Raw genomic sequence first — 16,686 nt, 5'->3', positions numbered from 1 at the left:
TCCCGTACCGGAATTAACGAGAAACGGTAATCGGCAACTCATCGGCCCATCTTGCGGCCTGATTCATCAATTCGCCAATCTCGGCGGGCGGTAAACCGATTCCTTCCGCCACGTTGTTCGCCTCGTCCCACATCCGCAGTTCATAGAGCCGCGCCAGCTGCAGGATCGGATAAAGTTTACCGCTCTCACTCTGCAGCGCTTTTTCCACATCCGGCGCAACGGTGATTTGTTCCAGAAGCTCATCCAGCGGCAGGCCGAGGATCACATCCAGCAGAGAGAAAAGCCCGACCATAAAGGCGTCATTCACCACTTTGCTGCTCAGGGTTTGCGCCGCCACGCGTTCGCAGAATTTTGCCCGGATAAGGCTCAGATAATAAATTTCAGTATTCGACACTTCCTCAAAGGAGGTCAGACAGGCCATGAGCACAAAACGGCGCATTTCGCCCATGCCGAGATAGAGCACAATGTCGCGCAACGACTGGTTGCGAAACCCGGTGATACCGCGTGTGTTATAGAGAATATTCTGCGCGTAACGCATAATTTTGAAGGAAAGGGAAACGTCGCGTTTTAAAAGATCTTCAATTTTATTTAAATTAGGCGATTCGACGTTAACTTCCTGCATCAATTTCAGCGCGAATGCACGGTTTTGCACCAGTTTATTTCGCTTAGTGACAATCGGCTTGCTGAAAAAATAGCCCTGAAAAAGGTTGAATCCTAATTTCTTATAGGTTTCAAACTCCTCGTAGGTTTCGACTTTTTCCGCCAGAAAAATGGTGTGACGTAATGCGTCGCGGTTTTGGCGAATATAAAGCCCAATCTCCTCTGACGAGGTTTGCCTTATATCAAATTTAATCACGTCGACATAAGGCATGAATTTTTCCCAGTCGCTGCCGGGGGTAAAATCATCCAGCGCCACGCGAAAACCTTGGTTATGCAGGCGTTTTACGGTTTCCAGCAGCTTGCGGTCAGGTTCTGCGTTTTCAAGGATCTCAATGACAACGCGATTTTTCGGCAGCGTTTCCGCCAGACCTTCTACTAATAATTGGTAGGGGAAGTTGACATATACGGTGCTGTTATCATTTTTGCGCCCGACCGGGGCGCTGAGAAACTGCTCCTCAATTAACTGGGTGGTAGCCTGCTCAGCAGAAACATCCGGAAAACGGTTATCCATACTGTCCCTGAAAAGGAGTTCGTAACCGACGGTGTTTAATTGCTTATCAAATATCGCCTGTCTGGCCACAAAAGAATACATTCGCTACCTCGCACACCCGTGTACTTTTGTATAAGTTTTCCAAATATATAAGCAACAGTATCACTCTGACTACCGGAACCGTGTGACCTCAGCAGAATATTTTACTTTTATTGTTCAAGGATAGGACAGCAAAGCGAAAGATGTACAGCCAGGCAGGTTTGATAACGGCGAGCCCGTCAGAATAGTTTGCGTTACGGGTGCCAGCTGCACGCAGACAATCCCCTAATGGGCAGAAAATTGACAGGCCGATAAGGGCATTTCAATACTGAAGGGTGAACCCGCTTACAGGAACCGTTTATGACCAACACAACTCAGCCTCCCTTTGTGATCCATAATTTCAACGAAATAGCACTGGAGACCTTTGAGCGCCCAACGTTGTACACAACGCAATGGGGATCGCTCACCAAAGGCACGGCCGCCGGTAAACTGGGCGCCTCTGTCGATACGCTGCCGCCTGGCAAACGCGGGTGTCCGTTTCATTTGCACCATGCCCAGGAAGAGATGTTTATTGTGCTCAATGGCACTGGCACGCTGCGTATTGGTGATGAACAACGGCCCATTAAGGAGGGGGATGTGATTTGCATCCCGCCGGGTACAGACTGGCCTCATCAGATCATTAATACGTCGGATCACCCGCTGCGTTACATTTCGATCAGTACCATGGAAAGCCCGGAGATCTGCGAATACCCGGATGCGAACAAATTTCTCGCCCGCGCCCGCACGGAGGGCCAGGACGATTTTCGCCGGGTGGATTTTCGCGGGCCAGGGGTAGATTACTGGGAAGGCGAGGCCTGAGCCTGCAGGGCGACAACATGGCTGACACGTTCCCCGTTGCATACGTCATGGATCATCAGGGTGACCGGATCGGTCACGGGTGGTACAGGGCGATCCTCGAGCAGCAGCGGGTTAGCCGGGCAAATTGATCCGCAAATCAATGCCGGAACGCCGGCAACCACCGCGCTGGCAGTGCGGTGCACATGTCCACTACACAGCGCCAGCGGCGGAAACGCCAGCCGCGAGAAGAGGGGGAATAAGGCCTCTGCACCCAGGCAGATGGCGCTGTCGATCGGCGTAATACCGCTCGTGAAAAGGTGCTGATGCAAAAAGATCACTGCCGGTTGCGGGTAAGCCGCGAGCGCGGTTTCAAGCCAGGCGAGGTGCGGGCGAATATCGCCGCCGCTCTCTCCGGAGACGGTAACGTCTACGCCAATCAGCGGCACGCCAGCCACCACCTCGCTAAAATGCAGCGCGTCGGTTGGCCGGCGGTGCGCAAAGTCAGGCAGTGCGGCACACATCACCTGTTTGTCGTCGGCGTTGCCCGGCAAGATCCGCGTCGGGCAGGATAGGCGCCGTAACTCCGTGGCGATCGCCAGGTAACCCTCATGCCAGCCGTCATCGGTGAGATCGCCCGTCAGCACAACCATGTCGGGTTGCAGAGAGATAAGCCAGTCAACGGCCTGACGCAAACGCTGCAGGTTATCATTACCGGCTGTGGCGTGAATATCACTCAGTTGGGCAATCAGCATGGTTCCTCCGTTTTTATGTTGTCAGTATGGCAAAACCTGTCTGCGGTGGCACTGAAACGACAGTCATTGTCTGTGGCAGAACTCACCGCTATGCTTGCCGCAGAGTTGCTCATGGAGATTGCCGTTATGACATACCGCGCCTGGTTTCTTATCCTCGATCATTCCGACTACGTGTCGGGGGATTACATCAACAGGGATGATCTCGAATGGCCGCCTGCCAACGAACTCGTGGTACTTGAGGTTAACCCCTGTGGTGAGCGTGGCGCACTGCGGCGCAAGGTGGTGGTCTGCAACGGCAATCGCGTGGAGGCGTTACTGCATGTGTATGTAGGGGTGGATGAGTTAGGTTTCCTGTTGGTTCAGTGTTTCAGCCATACCCTGAGCAATGACCGAAAGGTGGCCTTCATTTGCGGGCAACATGTGCACCTGTTCGATATTGCTTCTCAGCGCACCACATCCTGGTTTCTGCAGGATTACGTGTCACAACTTTGCCCGGTGCCGGAGTACCTTGAAACGCTGACGGATGATTTCCTCGTTGCCACCTTTGAGTATGTTTTCCTGATCAACGTGCAGCGTGGCATCGTCTGGAAATCGCCACAGTGTGGTTACGATTGTGTAGGCGTACACCGGATTAAAGAGGGTATCGTTTATGGTTCGGGCGACTGGGATCCACCGTACGATGCGCGCGATTTCAGGCTCGATCTCCGAACCGGGCAATTTATTGAATCACCGCATTAAAGTGCGGGTCTGCTTCGCCTGTCGGTCTTAATCCATTGCCAACACGGGCCGGGTGGTTCTGCCCGCTGTCTGGTAGAACCGCACGGCATCCTGCCACTGCGGCAGGCCAAACAGCGACACACCGGCGCAGGGGCTATGACGTAAGCGCGCCCAGATCGTGCCAAATGCCTGCTGCCAGGCGGCGGCAGGCAGGGTATCAAGGTAATTACGGATGTGAAACCAGTGCACGGCAGGCTGACCCTGGCGGAGAATGAACGGCTGCCCGGAAAGCAACCCGTAACTGACAAATTGCCCGTGCCGCGGCATGGCGCTAAGCAGTAACGCCGCCAGCGCGCCGCCAGTAGCGTCATATACCACCTCTGCATCGCGGGCGGTCTGTTCTATGGCATCGGTCGCGGTATCGGCCAGTGGTGTGATCCCGTTGGCAGCCAGCCTGTCGGCATGTATGGCTGAGCGGTAAATTCCGGTAACCCGTGTTGCGCCGCTAAGCCTGGCCCACTGGGCCAGAAAACCAGCACAGTCGGAGCCCGCAGCCGTCACAACAACCTGTTTGCCCGCAGGCGGAAAGTGCTGAAGCATCAGCAGCGCTGCCATCGGGTTGATCCAGGCTCTGGCCGCGAGGCTATCATCAATATCCGTCGGCACCGCAACGGCGAACGCGGCCGGGCAATCGACGTACTGCTGCCAGGTGCCCTGGCCGCGCAAAGGCAATACCCGCTGACCCAATAACGCTACCGCGTCGCCAGACGCCTCAGTTACCACGCCAACCCCTTCATAACCAGCGGTGGCGGGCAGGGTAATGCGGTGACGGTACGCCCCGGTTACCGGGATCAAATCCGAGGCATTGACCGGAGCAAACCGCATTTTTACGCGAATATTGCCCGCTGCCAGTGATCCCAGTTCGCTATGCTCATACTGCAAAGTCATCAGCGGTTCACCGAAACGTCTGTACACTACTGCGGAGTTAACCATGCTGCCCATTTGTGATGTCGTTAGCCTGATAAAGGATTATACCTATGTTTTTCCCGAAGAAATTATTCTGTGCTCTGTGCCTGGCGAGCACCTTGCCGGTCAGTGCCGCCAATATTGATACGGCGACGCTGACGGCGGTTGCCCGCCTGCAAGAGGCGCGCCTCGACGCACGTATTGGCATTGCCGTGGTAGATACCGGCAGCGGCGAAACGGTGAGTTATCGCGGTAATGAGCGTTTCCCGCTTAACAGCACCCATAAAGCGCTGTTGTGCGGGATGCTGCTCAGCAAAGTCGATCACGGCGAACTGACCCTGCAGGATACCACCCACTTTACCCAGAGCGAACTGGTGACCTACTCGCCGGTGACCAGCAAATATGTTGCGCCAGCGAGCATGAGCTGGCAGCAATTATGTCGCGCTGCCGTTAGCGAAAGCGATAATACCGCGGCCAATCTTGTCGCGAAAAAGGTAGGGGGGCCAGCAGCATTCACCCGCTATATGGCGCAGTTGGGTGACAGTGTCACGCGGCTGGACCGCAATGAGCCTACTTTAAATAGCGCAATTCCAGGGGATATGCGCGATACCACCACGCCGATCGCCGTAAGCCAGACGTTGCAAAAACTGGCGCTGGGAGACGTGTTAACACCCCTTTCGCGCGCACAACTGGTGCAATGGATGCGTGAAGATAAAGTGGCCAACCCGCTGTTGCGCAAAGTGCTGCCCGCAGGCTGGGTGATAGGCGATAAAACCGGTGCCGGGGATTACGGTTCGCGGTCGATTATCAGTATTGTCTGGCCCGGGAAAAAGAGTCCTCGTATCGTAAGTATTTATATAACGAATACCCACGCCACCCTCGCCGAAAGTAATGACGCCATTGCCCGTATTGGCAGCGCCATATTTAACGCGACTCATTAATAAACCGGCAGAGAAGATCCTCTGCCGCTAACTTTAGTTAAATAACAATCTGCCCAGAATTACCCGCAAAAATAACCATAAATGGATAATGGTTAAGTTATAAAAATATCCCTATAATCTCCGTCCCTTTTCATGTCTTAAGTTTAAGCTGGAGGTTAAATGGATCTCAGCCGGAGGCAGTTTTTTCGCATCTGTGCGGGCGGTATGGCAGGAACAACTGTCGCATCCCTCGGTTTTTTATCATCTTTTTCCGCGCAAGCGGAAACTCGTCAATACAAACTTTTAAAAGCAAAAGAGACGCGAAATAACTGTACTTACTGCTCAGTGGGCTGCGGCATGCTGATGTACAGTCTTGGCGACAATGCCAAAAATGTCCGCGAAAGTATTTACCATATTGAAGGCGATGCCGATCATCCTGTCAGCCGGGGTTCATTGTGTCCAAAAGGCGCAGGGGTTCTCGATTATATTCACAGTGAGAATCGTCTGCTGTATCCGGAATATCGCGCGCCAGGATCGGATAAATGGCAACGAATAAGCTGGGACGATGCTATTGAACGTATTGCTCGCTTAATGAAAGCCGACCGCGATGCCAATTTTATTGAAAAAAATGCACAGGGCGTAACGGTCAATCGTTGGGCCACCACCGGGATGCTGTGCTCCTCTGCGGCCAGTAATGAAACCGGCATTCTGGATGGTAAATTCACCCGCGCGCTGGGGATGGTTGCTATCGACTGTCAGGCGCGGTTATGCCACGGTCCGACGGTTTCCGCACTGGCACCGACGTTTGGTCGCGGGGCGATGACCAACAACTGGGTGGATATTAAAAACGCCAACGTAGTGCTGATCATGGGCGGCAATGCGGCTGAAGCGCATCCGGTGGGCTTTAAGTGGGTGGTTGAAGCCCAAACCAAAAATAACGCCACGGTGGTGGTGGTTGACCCGCGCTTCAACCGCAGCGCGGCGGTGGCCGATTTCTATGCGCCGATCCGTGCCGGCTCCGACACGGCATTCCTGCTGGGTGCGATCCGCTATCTGATTGAGCATGACCAAATCCAGCACCAGTATGTGCGTCACTATACCAATGCCAGCCTGATCATCCGTGATGATTACGCCTTTGATGAAGGGCTGTTCAGCGGCTACGACAAAACCAAACGTCAGTACGACAAATCGAGCTGGTTCTACCAACTGGATGCCCAGGGTAACGCGCTCCGTGATGAGACACTCAGCCACCCGCGCTGTGTGTGGAACCTGCTGAAAGCCCACGTGGCGCGTTACACGCCAGAAATGGTCAGCCGCTTGTGCGGCACCAGCGTGAAAGATTTCACCCATGTTTGCCGCCTGCTGGCATCGACCAGTGTACCGGATCGCACTGCCACTATTCTCTATGCGCTGGGCTGGACGCATCACTCCGCCGGGGCGCAAATCATCCGCGCCGCAGGCATGCTCCAGCTCCTGCTGGGCAACATCGGCATGGCGGGCGGTGGGGTCAATGCCTTGCGCGGCCACTCCAATATTCAGGGCTATACCGATCTCGGGTTACTCTCCACCAATCTGCCCGGCTATATGCCGCTGCCGTCGGAAAAACAGCCCGACTACCAGACCTATATCTCGCAAATCACGCCGCCTTCACTCGGTGTGAATGAGGTTAACTACTGGCAGAATACGCCGAAATTCTTTGTCAGCTTGATGAAGAGTTTTTGGGGCGACAATGCCACCGCGCAGAACAATTGGGGCTATGACTGGCTGCCGAAATGGGACCGTTTGTACGATGTGATGACCCAGGCGGAACTGATGCTGGAAGGGAAGATCAATGGATACATTGTGCAGGGTTTTAACCCGCTGGCCGCCTTCCCGGATAAGAACAAATCTTCCCGCGCACTGGCAAAACTGAAATACATGGTGGTGATCGATCCGCTGGTTACGGAGTCTTCCAACTTCTGGCAGAACCACGGTGAGATGAACGACGTCAACCCGGCGGAGATCCAGACGGAAGTGTTCCGTTTGCCGTCATCCTGCTTTGCGGAAGAAGATGGCTCTATTGCCAACTCCGGGCGCTGGTTGCAGTGGCACTGGGCAGCGGCGGAACCACCAGGTGAAGCATTACACGATGGCAAAATCCTCGGTCGCCTGTTTATGCGCCTGCGTGAGCTATACCAGCAAGAAGGCGGCGCAAACCCGGCACCGCTGCTCAATATGCGCTGGGATTATCACGACCCGCGCGATCCGCACCCGGAAGAAATTGCCCGCGAAGCCAATGGCCGCGCGCTGCGCGATCTTTACGACGACAAAGGCGTGCTGATTGCCAAAAAAGGCGAGCAGCTCAGCAGCTTCGCACAGTTGCGCGATGACGGCTCCACCAGCAGCTTTTGCTGGGTTTACTGCGGAAGCTGGACCGAGCGCGGCAATCAGATGGCGAACCGCGACAACAGCGATCCGTATGGACTGGGGTGTACGCCCGGCTGGGCCTGGTCATGGCCTGCCAACCGCCGCATCCTCTACAACCGCGCCTCTGCCGATCCGTCAGGTAAACCCTGGGACAGCAAACGTGCGCTGTTGCACTGGGACGGTCAGCGCTGGGCGGGTATGGACGTCGCCGATTACAGCCAGGCCGCGCCAGACAGCCAGGTCGGGCCTTTTATCATGAACCCGGAAGGGGTGGCGCGTCTGTTCTCAATCGACAAAATGAACGATGGCCCGTTCCCGGAGCACTACGAACCGATCGAGTCGCCGATCGGGACCAACCCGCTGCACCCGGCGGTGATCTCCAGCCCGGTGGCGCGCATTTTCCCTGATGACATGGCAAACATGGGCAAAGCGGATGCCTTCCCCTATGTGGCGACCACGTACTCCATTACTGAGCTATTCCGCCACTGGACAAAGCATGCCCGCTTAAACGCCATTGCGCAGCCGGATCAGTTTATTGAGATCGGCGAAGCCCTGGCGCAGGAGAAGGGCATTGTGGCGGGCGATACCGTCAAAGTGATGTCCAAACGCGGTTTTATCAAAGCCAAAGCGGTGGTCACTAAACGTCTGCAAACGCTGACCATCGACGGACACCCGGTGAATACCATCGGCATTCCGTGCCACTGGGGGTTTGAAGGTGCGACGCGCAAAGGCTTTCTCGCCAACACGCTGACCCCCTCCGTTGGCGATGCCAACTCACAAACGCCGGAATACAAAGCGTTTTTAGTCAATGTCGAGAAGGTGTAAGGAAACCCTGTTATGTCCATGCAATCACAAGACATTATCCAGCGCTCGGCCACCAACGGGCTGACCCCGCCACCGCAGGCGCGTGACTTCCGTGCTGAGGTCGCCAAACTGATCGACGTGACCACCTGCATTGGCTGTAAAGGCTGCCAGGTGGCCTGTTCCGAATGGAACGACATTCGCGATGACGTCGGCCACTGTGCCGGAGTTTATGACAACCCGCTGGATCTGAGTGCCAAATCCTGGACGGTGATGCGTTTCAGTGAAACCACGCACTACGACAAGCTGGAGTGGCTGATCCGCAAAGATGGCTGTATGCACTGTGCGGAACCCGGCTGCCTGAAAGCCTGCCCCTCCGCTGGCGCGATTGTGCAGTACGCCAACGGCATTGTGGACTTTCAGTCAGAGCACTGCATTGGCTGCGGTTACTGCATTGCCGGGTGCCCGTTTACTATTCCGCGTCTTAATCCGCAGGATAACCGGGTGTACAAATGCACCCTGTGCGTTGATCGCGTCAGCGTAGGTCAGGAGCCAGCCTGTGTAAAAACTTGCCCGACGGGCGCCATCCATTTTGGTACCAAAGCAGAAATGCTGGAACGGGGTGAAGCCCGCGTGGCGCAGTTACAGGCGCGTGGCTACCGCCAGGCAGGACTCTACAACCCGCAGGGCGTCGGCGGCACACATGTGATGTATGTGCTGCACCATGCCGACCAGCCAGCGCTGTACCACAATCTGCCTGCCGATCCGAAGATAGATGTGCCGGTAAACCTGTGGAAAGGGATCCTGAAACCGCTCTCTGCTGCAGGGTTTGTCGCCACGTTTGCCGGGTTGCTGTTCCACTATATCGGCATTGGGCCGAATAAAGAGACGGATGACGACGAGGAGAGCGATCATGAGTAACCGCAAGATCCTGCGCACCAAATTTATCGATCGCGCATGCCACTGGACGGTGGTGATGTGCTTCTTTCTGGTGGCGTTATCCGGTCTGGCGCTCTTTTTCCCGTCGTTACAGTGGCTGACGCAAACCTTCGGCACGCCGCAGATGGGGCGGATCCTGCACCCCTTTTTCGGCGTGGCGATCTTCCTTATCCTGATGGTGATGTTTGTGCGCTTCGTGCATCACAACATTCCCGACCGCCAGGATCTGCCGTGGATCAAAGGCATTGTCGAGGTGCTGAAGGGCAATGAGCATAAAGTCGCGGACGTCGGGAAATATAACGCCGGACAAAAAATGATGTTCTGGACCATTATGAGCATGATTTCCGTGCTGCTGGCGACAGGGGTGATCATCTGGCGGCCGTTGTTTGCCCACAATTTCCCCCTCTGGCTCGTTCGCTGGAGCCTGCTGGCGCATGCCACTTCCGCCATCGTACTGATGCTGGCCATCCTGGTACATATGTATATGGCCTTCTGGGTAAAAGGCTCCATTACCGGCATGATCGAAGGGAAAGTGAGCCGTCGTTGGGCCAGGAAACATCACCCGCGCTGGTATCGCGACGTCGAAGCCGCCGAAAAGAAACAGCAGTAATAACCCTTATCCAGCCCGGTGTGCGCGATGCCATCGGGCTGTTTGCCTTAGGCCTGGCGAATTATCGTCTATGATTGTTCTTCGTGACATCGTGGAGAGGTAATTGCATGGGCTCGAAATCATTCAGTAAAAGCTGGGGTGCGGAGTACGTTGCCGGGGGTAGCGTACGTTTTCGGGTCTGGGCCAGTGGGCAACAACATGTCAGCGTGGTGTTACCGTCTGGTACACATCCCATGCAGCGCAGTGAAAACGGTTGGTTTGATCTGACTGTCGATAATGTCGCTGCAGGCACGGAATATCAATTTATGCTTGAAGACGGGACAACGATCGCCGATCCGGCGTCCCGCGCGCAGTCTTCCGACGTCAATGGCCCCTCTGTGGTGGTTGATCCCGAACATTACCGCTGGCAACACGCCCACTGGCAGGGCCGTCCGTGGGAAGCGTCGGTGATTTACGAACTGCACATCGGCACATTTACGCCTCAGGGAACATTTCGCTCTGCCATTGCGAAACTGCCGTACCTCGCTGAACTCGGCATTACCATGATCGAAGTGATGCCTGTGTCGCAGTTTGGCGGCAACCGTGGCTGGGGTTATGACGGCGTCTTACTCTATGCGCCGCATTCGGCCTATGGCACGCCGGATGATTTTAAAGCCTTTATCGATGCGGCACACGGTTACGGGCTTTCAGTGGTGCTGGACATTGTGCTCAACCACTTCGGGCCGGAAGGCAACTATTTGCCGACGCTGTCACCGGACTTTTTCCACCCCGAACGGCATACGCCCTGGGGAGCGGGCATTGCCTATGATGTGGATGCGGTACGGCGGTATATCGTTGAAGCGCCGCTCTACTGGCTTACCGAGTTCCACCTTGACGGCCTGCGCTTTGACGCTATCGACCAGATTCAGGACAGCGCGCAACCGCCAGTGCTGGAGGAAATTGCCCGCCGCATTCGCCAGCACATTACCGATCGTCCCGTCCATCTGACCACCGAAGATTGCCGCAATATCATTGACCTGCATCCGCGAGCGCCAGACGGATCGGTTCCGTTGTTTACCGCCGAGTGGAACGATGATGTGCATAATGCGGCTCACGTGATGGCAACCGGCGAAACCCACGCCTATTACCAGGATTTTGCCGATCAACCCGAGGTCTGGCTGGCTCGCGCGCTCAGCGGCGGTTTTGCTTTCCAGGGCGAAGTCGCCCCGTCGAACGGGAAATCCCGCGGCGTCGACAGCCGTAACCAGCCGCCAGTGGCGTTTGTCGATTTTATCCAGAACCACGATCAGACCGGTAACCGCGCGCAGGGCGACAGGCTGATCACGCTGGCGGGCGAGGCACGGACCCGCGTTCTGCTCGCCGCGTTGCTGTTTTCGCCGCACATTCCGTTGCTGTTTATGGGCGAAGAGTATGGCGAGACGCGCCCCTTCCTGTTTTTTACCGATTTTCACGGCGATTTGGCCCGCGCAGTGCGGGAAGGACGTGCGAAGGAGTTTCAGGGGCATGCCGGGCACAGCGACGAAGCCGTGCCCGATCCCAATGCCCTCGATACCTTTACCCGCTCGCAACTGGACTGGGAGAAACTCCACCAGCCCGTAGGGCATGACTGGCTAACACGTACCCGTGAGTGGCTGGCGCTGAGGCAACAATATGTGGTGCCGCTGCTGGCCAGCGCGCAGGGGCAGAGCGGCGACGTGCTGGCGACTGCGCCGGGCTATGTGGCCGTCCGCTGGCGCTTCCCGCAGGGCACGTTGTCGCTGGCATTCAATATTGGCGAAACGGCGCAACCGCTGCCGGATCTGCCGGGCCAGACGCTGGCGGCCTGGCCTGATAAACAGCATGAGCTGCTGCCGAATGCGTTTGTGGTACGTCTGGAAAAGGGAGAAGCACAATGAAAACGCCAACCGCGACTTACCGTTTACAGTTTCGTAATGGCATGACCTTTGATGGCGCGGCGGCGCTGGTTCCCTATCTGAAATTGTTGGGCATCAGCCATCTTTATGCCTCACCAGTATTCACCGCGACACCCGGATCAACGCACGGTTACGATGTGACCGATGCCAATGAACTCGATCCCACGCTGGGCGGGCGTGAAGGTTTTGATCGTATGGTTCAGGCCTTAAAAGCCGCCGGGCTGGGGCTGATTCTGGACATTGTACCGAACCATATGGCTGCATCGCTGGACAATGCCTGGTGGCGCGACGTCATTGCCCACGGCGAAAAAAGCGCTTATGCCCACCACTTCGACATCGACTGGTCACAGCGTCTGACTCTGCCGTTTCTGGGCGATGATTTTGCTACCGTGCTGGAAAACGGCGAACTGTCGGTACAGGCCGATCCGGTGACTGGCCAGCCTGCGCTCACTTACTACGACAACTTTTATCCGCTGGCGGAAGGAACCTGGCAGGGTGACGCGCAGTCGATTCTGGGGCTGAACGACAAGGCGCAACTGGCTGCCCTACACGATCGCCAACCCTGGCGGCTGATGAGCTGGCGCGATGCCCCAAATGCGCTCTCGTACCGGCGTTTTTTTGAAATCACCGGGCTGGTCGGGGTACGGGTAGAGGATGAGCGCGTTTTTGCAGATACCCATGCGCTGATCCTTGAACTGGTCCACAGCGGAGCGGTAGATGGCTTACGTATAGACCATATTGATGGGCTGGCCGACCCGCAGGGCTATCTCACGCGGCTGCGCCAGCAGGTTGGCCCGGATTGCTACCTGACGGTGGAAAAAATTCTCGGCAAAGGCGAACAGATACCTGCCGACTGGCCGGTGGCCGGCACCACCGGGTATGAATTTATTGCTGCGCTGTCCGATGTGCTGGTCGACGATGAGAACGTTGACCGCTTACGCGATGCCTGGCACGCGCAACTGGGCCGAAAAGTGGATATGCACGCTGAACTGCGTGCGGCAAAGCTGCTGATGGTGGAGCGCAATTTTCGCGGTGAATTCACCACGTTACTGGCGCTGGCACAGGCGATTGCCCTGACCGAGATCCCGGTGCCGCCGCATGAGGCGGTGCATGAGGCCTTACGTGAGCTGCTGATCGCCTTTCCGGTGTATCGCACCTATGGAACTGAACAGGGACTGCCCGCCGCCGACAACGACTTGCTGCGCAAGGTGGTCGCCAGCATTCAACGCGGCCCGCACGCCCCTGATGCGCAGGCGCTCGATTTTATTACCCGCATTTTACGGGGTGAAATAGCACACAATGCGGTGCGTGAGGCGGCGTGCTTTCGCACGCGTTTTCAACAGCTGACCGGGCCGCTGATGGCCAAATCGGTCGAAGATACGCTGTTTTTCCGCCAGAACATGGATCTGGCGCTTAACGAGGTGGGCGCGGAGCCGTTGCCCCGTACCTTTTCGCTTAACCGTTTCCATGCCGAGATGAAACAGCGGCTTGAACACCAGCCGGATGCGCTATCGGGCACGTCGACCCACGACACCAAGCGTGGAGAAGATGCAAGGGCGCGACTCTATACGCTCACCGAAGCACCTGAACGCTGGGCAGAGGCCGTGGCGCGCTGGCAACAGATGAACCAGTCGAAAGTGGTCCTGCTTAATGATGGCCCCGCGCCCCGGCCAGCGGTGGCATGGATGATTTATCAGGCACTGGCAGGTGTCTGGCCGGTTGAGTTGCAGGCTGATGATGTCGCAGGCTTGCAGGCGCTGGAAGAGCGCTTTGTGGCTTTTGTAGAAAAAGCGCTGCGCGAAGCGAAACAGCGTACCGACTGGATCGACACCAACGATGCCTACGAGCAGGCGGTGCTCGACTACACGCGCCATTTGTTGTCGCCGGACAACAGTGCATTTTTGCAGGATTTTGTCACATCCCTGCAGCCGTTTATCCTCGCCGGGCTGGTCAACAGCCTGACGCAAACGGTCATCAAATTAACGGCGCCTGGCGTGCCGGATATTTACCAGGGGAGTGAAGCGCTCAATTTCAGCCTGGTTGATCCCGACAACCGCCTCATGCCGGATTACGCCGGGTTGGAGCAGTTGTTGATGGCGGATGAGCAGGCAGAACCCCAGTCGCAGGAAGGCTGGTCGAGCGGGCAGCTAAAGCAGTTTTTTATCTATCGACTGCTGCATTTACGCCAGCGCCTGCCGTCGCTGTTTCGCCGTGGGGCGTATGTGCCGCTGCATGCCTCGGGCGAGCAGTCAGACAATATTATCGCCTTCGCCCGCGTTGACGACCAGGACGCGCTGATTGTGCTGGCGCCACGTTTGCTGTTCGGCGCACTGCAGGGCAGCCTGACGGGGGCAAACATTGGTTTACCTGCCGAACTGGCGAATCGTCATTACCGGGACATACTAAGCGATGAGACGATTTTTTTAACGGATAACGTCCGGCTGCGATCTGTCGGTGGTTTTACCTTCGCAGTACTGGTAAGTGCTTAAAAGAAAAGGGTGCGATTCGCAATCGTTATGTCTGGTACAGCATTACAGGCGATAAAGAGGAATCTATGTCTGACGGTAAACGCTTTTATATTACGGCAGGGCAAGGGCAGCAACTCGGCGCTAATTTCGATGGCGAGGGTGTTAATTTCGCGCTTTTTTCAGCGCACGCGCAGCGTGTGGAACTCTGTTTGTACGATCCCAGCGGAAAAGAGGAGATAGCCCGCCTGGATCTGCCGGAAAATACGCATGAGATCTGGCATGGCTATGTGCCTGGTCTGCAGCCTGGCGCACTCTATGGCTACCGGGTGCACGGTCCATTTGATCCGGAAAATGGGCATCGTTTTAACCCAAACAAACTGCTGCTCGACCCGTATGCGCGTGAGATTGTGGGCGATATCGCGTGGAATGCTGCGCATTATGCTTACGATCTGGGGCACGAAGATAAAGATTTGACCTTTGACGAGCAGGACAGCGCGCCGTTTACCCCTAAGTGTCGGGTCATCGATCCGCAGGCCTTTGACTGGCAGGATCAAGGGCGGCCCGCCATCGCCTGGCCACACGCGGTGTTCTACGAAACCCATGTAAAAGGCTTTACCCAGCTTAACCCTGCTGTGCCGCCAGAACTGCGCGGCACATTTGAGGGGATGGGGCACGCCGCTTCGGTAAATTACATCAAAAGCCTCGGCATCACTTCGGTGGAACTGTTGCCCGTGCACTGGTTCCCGGACGATCAGCACCTGCTCGACAAAGGCCTGCGCAATTTCTGGGGGTATAACACGCTCGGCTTTTTTGCGCCGGCCACACGTTATTACGGGCCGCGGGGTATTCAGGGTTTCCGCGATATGGTGCGGGCGTATCATGACGCCGGCATCGAGGTGATCCTCGATGTGGTTTACAACCACACGGCGGAAGGCAATGAACTGGGGCCAACTCTGTCGTTTAAAGGCATCGATAATTTCTCGTACTACCGCACGTTGCCGGATCAGCATCGCTACTACATCAATGACACCGGCACGGGCAATACCGTCAACACCTCCCATCCGCGCGTATTGCAAATGGTGATGGATTCTCTGCGTTACTGGGCCGAATCCATGCACGTCGACGGCTTTCGCTTCGACCTGGGTACGATCCTTGGCCGCGAGCCGGAAGGGTTCGACCAGCGCGGCGGCTTTTTTGATGCAATGACGCAGGATCCGGTACTGTCGAAGCTGAAACTGATTGGTGAACCCTGGGATATCGGCCCTGGCGGTTATCAGGTCGGCGGTTTTCCGCCTGGCTGGGCGGAGTGGAACGACAAATACCGTGACACGCTGCGGGAATACTGGAAGGGCGATAACGTCTCGACCGATTTTGCTGCCCGTTTGCTCGGCTCCGGCGATTTATACGATCAGCGCGGGCGTCGCCCGTGGGCGAGCGTCAACTTCATCACCGCGCATGACGGTTTTACACTGAATGACCTGGTGTCGTACAACGAGAAACACAACGACGCCAACGGCGAGGACAATAACGACGGTCACAATGACAACCGCTCTTACAACTATGGTGCTGAAGGCGTCACCGACGATGAAGGCATCAATACGGTGCGCGAGCGGCAAAAACGTAACTTCCTCGCCACGCTGCTCTTTTCCCACGGTAGCCCGATGCTGCTGGCCGGAGATGAATTCGGCCGTAGCCAGCAGGGTAATAACAACGGTTACTGCCAGGACAATGAGATCTCGTGGATCAACTGGGATGCGCTGCAAGGGCAGGGTGAACAGTTGATGGCGTTTACCCGGCAGTTGATTGCGTTGCGCGCATCGCAACCGCTGCTGCGCCGGGAAAACTGGCGCGATGGCATGGTGATCCGCTGGTACAACGCGGGCGGTGGCGAGCAGCTACCGGAACAGTGGGATGAAGGCACCACACTGGGCGTCTATATTGGCCGGCCAGACCTGCAAACTGAACCGGGCATCTGGCACGACGTGCTGATGTTGTTTAACCCCTTCGAAGGCACCGTTCCCTTCCGCATTCCGCAGTTTGGCGAAGGTGGCTGGGTGCTGGAGTTAACCACCGCCGATACGGCAAAACGCGGAATTGTTATCACCAAAGAGAAGGATTTTGAACTGGAAGGGCGCAGCATCGCGCTGTTCCGCCGTCCGTAAATGGAG

12 protein-coding genes are annotated in these 16,686 nt (G+C 56.3%); 9 read left to right on the top strand and 3 right to left on the bottom strand.

Going from position 1 to position 16,686, the window contains the following annotated elements; genetic code table 11:
• Positions 1–13: 13 nt before the first annotated feature.
• Positions 14–1,171, bottom strand: a complete 1,158-nt coding sequence (locus ACUY4S_RS12645) for an EAL and HDOD domain-containing protein (protein WP_312686278.1) — start codon at positions 1,169–1,171, stop codon at positions 14–16.
• A gap of 378 nt (positions 1,172–1,549) precedes the next feature.
• Between ACUY4S_RS12645 and ACUY4S_RS12640 the strand changes: the two genes are divergently transcribed.
• The gene (locus ACUY4S_RS12640) at positions 1,550–2,047 is read left to right on the top strand and encodes a cupin domain-containing protein (RefSeq protein WP_458022367.1); all 498 of its coding nucleotides are present in this window, start codon (positions 1,550–1,552) and stop codon (positions 2,045–2,047) included.
• Here ACUY4S_RS12640 and ACUY4S_RS12635 read toward each other — a convergent pair.
• On the bottom strand, positions 2,026–2,778 hold the full coding sequence (locus ACUY4S_RS12635; RefSeq protein WP_458022366.1) for a metallophosphoesterase: 753 nt from the start codon (positions 2,776–2,778) through the stop codon (positions 2,026–2,028). The genes ACUY4S_RS12640 and ACUY4S_RS12635 overlap by 22 nt on opposite strands.
• 15 nt (positions 2,779–2,793) lie before the next feature.
• Between ACUY4S_RS12635 and ACUY4S_RS12630 the strand changes: the two genes are divergently transcribed.
• Positions 2,794–3,516: a hypothetical protein gene (locus ACUY4S_RS12630; protein WP_458022365.1), complete on the top strand. Its 723-nt coding sequence runs from the start codon at positions 2,794–2,796 to the stop codon at positions 3,514–3,516.
• A gap of 27 nt (positions 3,517–3,543) precedes the next feature.
• Here the strand turns inward: ACUY4S_RS12630 and ACUY4S_RS12625 are convergent, their stop codons facing one another.
• Positions 3,544–4,488: a zinc-dependent alcohol dehydrogenase family protein gene (locus tag ACUY4S_RS12625; RefSeq protein WP_458022364.1), complete on the bottom strand. Its 945-nt coding sequence runs from the start codon at positions 4,486–4,488 to the stop codon at positions 3,544–3,546.
• Positions 4,489–4,532: 44 nt separating this feature from the next.
• On the opposite strand from ACUY4S_RS12625, the gene bla reads away from it, so the two are divergent.
• From bla to glgX, 7 genes are all read left to right on the top strand, one after another.
• A complete protein-coding gene (gene bla, locus ACUY4S_RS12620; RefSeq protein ID WP_458022363.1) occupies positions 4,533–5,402 on the top strand; it encodes a class A beta-lactamase in 870 nt (289 codons plus the stop codon).
• 159 nt (positions 5,403–5,561) lie between these two features.
• Positions 5,562–8,612, top strand: coding sequence for a formate dehydrogenase-N subunit alpha (gene fdnG / locus ACUY4S_RS12615; RefSeq protein WP_458022362.1), 3,051 nt, complete (start codon positions 5,562–5,564; stop codon positions 8,610–8,612).
• Positions 8,613–8,624: 12 nt separating this feature from the next.
• The gene (fdxH, locus tag ACUY4S_RS12610; protein WP_312686288.1) at positions 8,625–9,509 is read left to right on the top strand and encodes a formate dehydrogenase subunit beta; all 885 of its coding nucleotides are present in this window, start codon (positions 8,625–8,627) and stop codon (positions 9,507–9,509) included.
• Positions 9,502–10,137 (top strand): formate dehydrogenase-N subunit gamma, encoded by a 636-nt coding sequence (gene fdnI / locus ACUY4S_RS12605; protein ID WP_409429787.1) that lies wholly within the window; start codon positions 9,502–9,504, stop codon positions 10,135–10,137. Before fdxH ends, fdnI begins: the two co-directional genes overlap by 8 nt.
• A gap of 107 nt (positions 10,138–10,244) precedes the next feature.
• Positions 10,245–12,032 (top strand): malto-oligosyltrehalose trehalohydrolase, encoded by a 1,788-nt coding sequence (gene treZ / locus ACUY4S_RS12600; protein ID WP_458022361.1) that lies wholly within the window; start codon positions 10,245–10,247, stop codon positions 12,030–12,032.
• Positions 12,029–14,539: a malto-oligosyltrehalose synthase gene (treY, locus tag ACUY4S_RS12595; RefSeq protein ID WP_458022360.1), complete on the top strand. Its 2,511-nt coding sequence runs from the start codon at positions 12,029–12,031 to the stop codon at positions 14,537–14,539. Before treZ ends, treY begins: the two co-directional genes overlap by 4 nt.
• Positions 14,540–14,604: 65 nt before the next feature.
• On the top strand, positions 14,605–16,680 hold the full coding sequence (glgX, locus tag ACUY4S_RS12590) for a glycogen debranching protein GlgX (protein WP_458022359.1): 2,076 nt from the start codon (positions 14,605–14,607) through the stop codon (positions 16,678–16,680).
• Positions 16,681–16,686: the final 6 nt, after the last annotated feature.

It is taken from the genome of Kosakonia beeri (assembly GCF_054165705.1).
The sequence above is the reverse complement of the archived record's forward strand: the minus strand, read 5'-3'. Positions and strand labels throughout refer to the sequence as shown.

Excerpts from the sequence above, each read along its gene's own strand:
- ACUY4S_RS12645 (WP_312686278.1), bottom strand. The coding sequence starts at position 1,171 with ATGGATAACCGTTTTCCGGATGTTTCTGCTGAGCAGGCTACCACCCAG.
- ACUY4S_RS12640 (WP_458022367.1), top strand. The coding sequence starts at position 1,550 with ATGACCAACACAACTCAGCCTCCCTTTGTGATCCATAATTTCAACGAA.
- ACUY4S_RS12635 (WP_458022366.1), bottom strand. The coding sequence starts at position 2,778 with ATGCTGATTGCCCAACTGAGTGATATTCACGCCACAGCCGGTAATGAT.
- ACUY4S_RS12630 (WP_458022365.1), top strand. The coding sequence starts at position 2,794 with ATGTTGTCAGTATGGCAAAACCTGTCTGCGGTGGCACTGAAACGACAG.
- ACUY4S_RS12625 (WP_458022364.1), bottom strand. The coding sequence starts at position 4,488 with ATGGTTAACTCCGCAGTAGTGTACAGACGTTTCGGTGAACCGCTGATG.
- bla (WP_458022363.1), top strand. The coding sequence starts at position 4,533 with ATGTTTTTCCCGAAGAAATTATTCTGTGCTCTGTGCCTGGCGAGCACC.
- fdnG (WP_458022362.1), top strand. The coding sequence starts at position 5,562 with ATGGATCTCAGCCGGAGGCAGTTTTTTCGCATCTGTGCGGGCGGTATG.
- fdxH (WP_312686288.1), top strand. The coding sequence starts at position 8,625 with ATGTCCATGCAATCACAAGACATTATCCAGCGCTCGGCCACCAACGGG.
- fdnI (WP_409429787.1), top strand. The coding sequence starts at position 9,502 with ATGAGTAACCGCAAGATCCTGCGCACCAAATTTATCGATCGCGCATGC.
- treZ (WP_458022361.1), top strand. The coding sequence starts at position 10,245 with ATGGGCTCGAAATCATTCAGTAAAAGCTGGGGTGCGGAGTACGTTGCC.
- treY (WP_458022360.1), top strand. The coding sequence starts at position 12,029 with ATGAAAACGCCAACCGCGACTTACCGTTTACAGTTTCGTAATGGCATG.
- glgX (WP_458022359.1), top strand. The coding sequence starts at position 14,605 with ATGTCTGACGGTAAACGCTTTTATATTACGGCAGGGCAAGGGCAGCAA.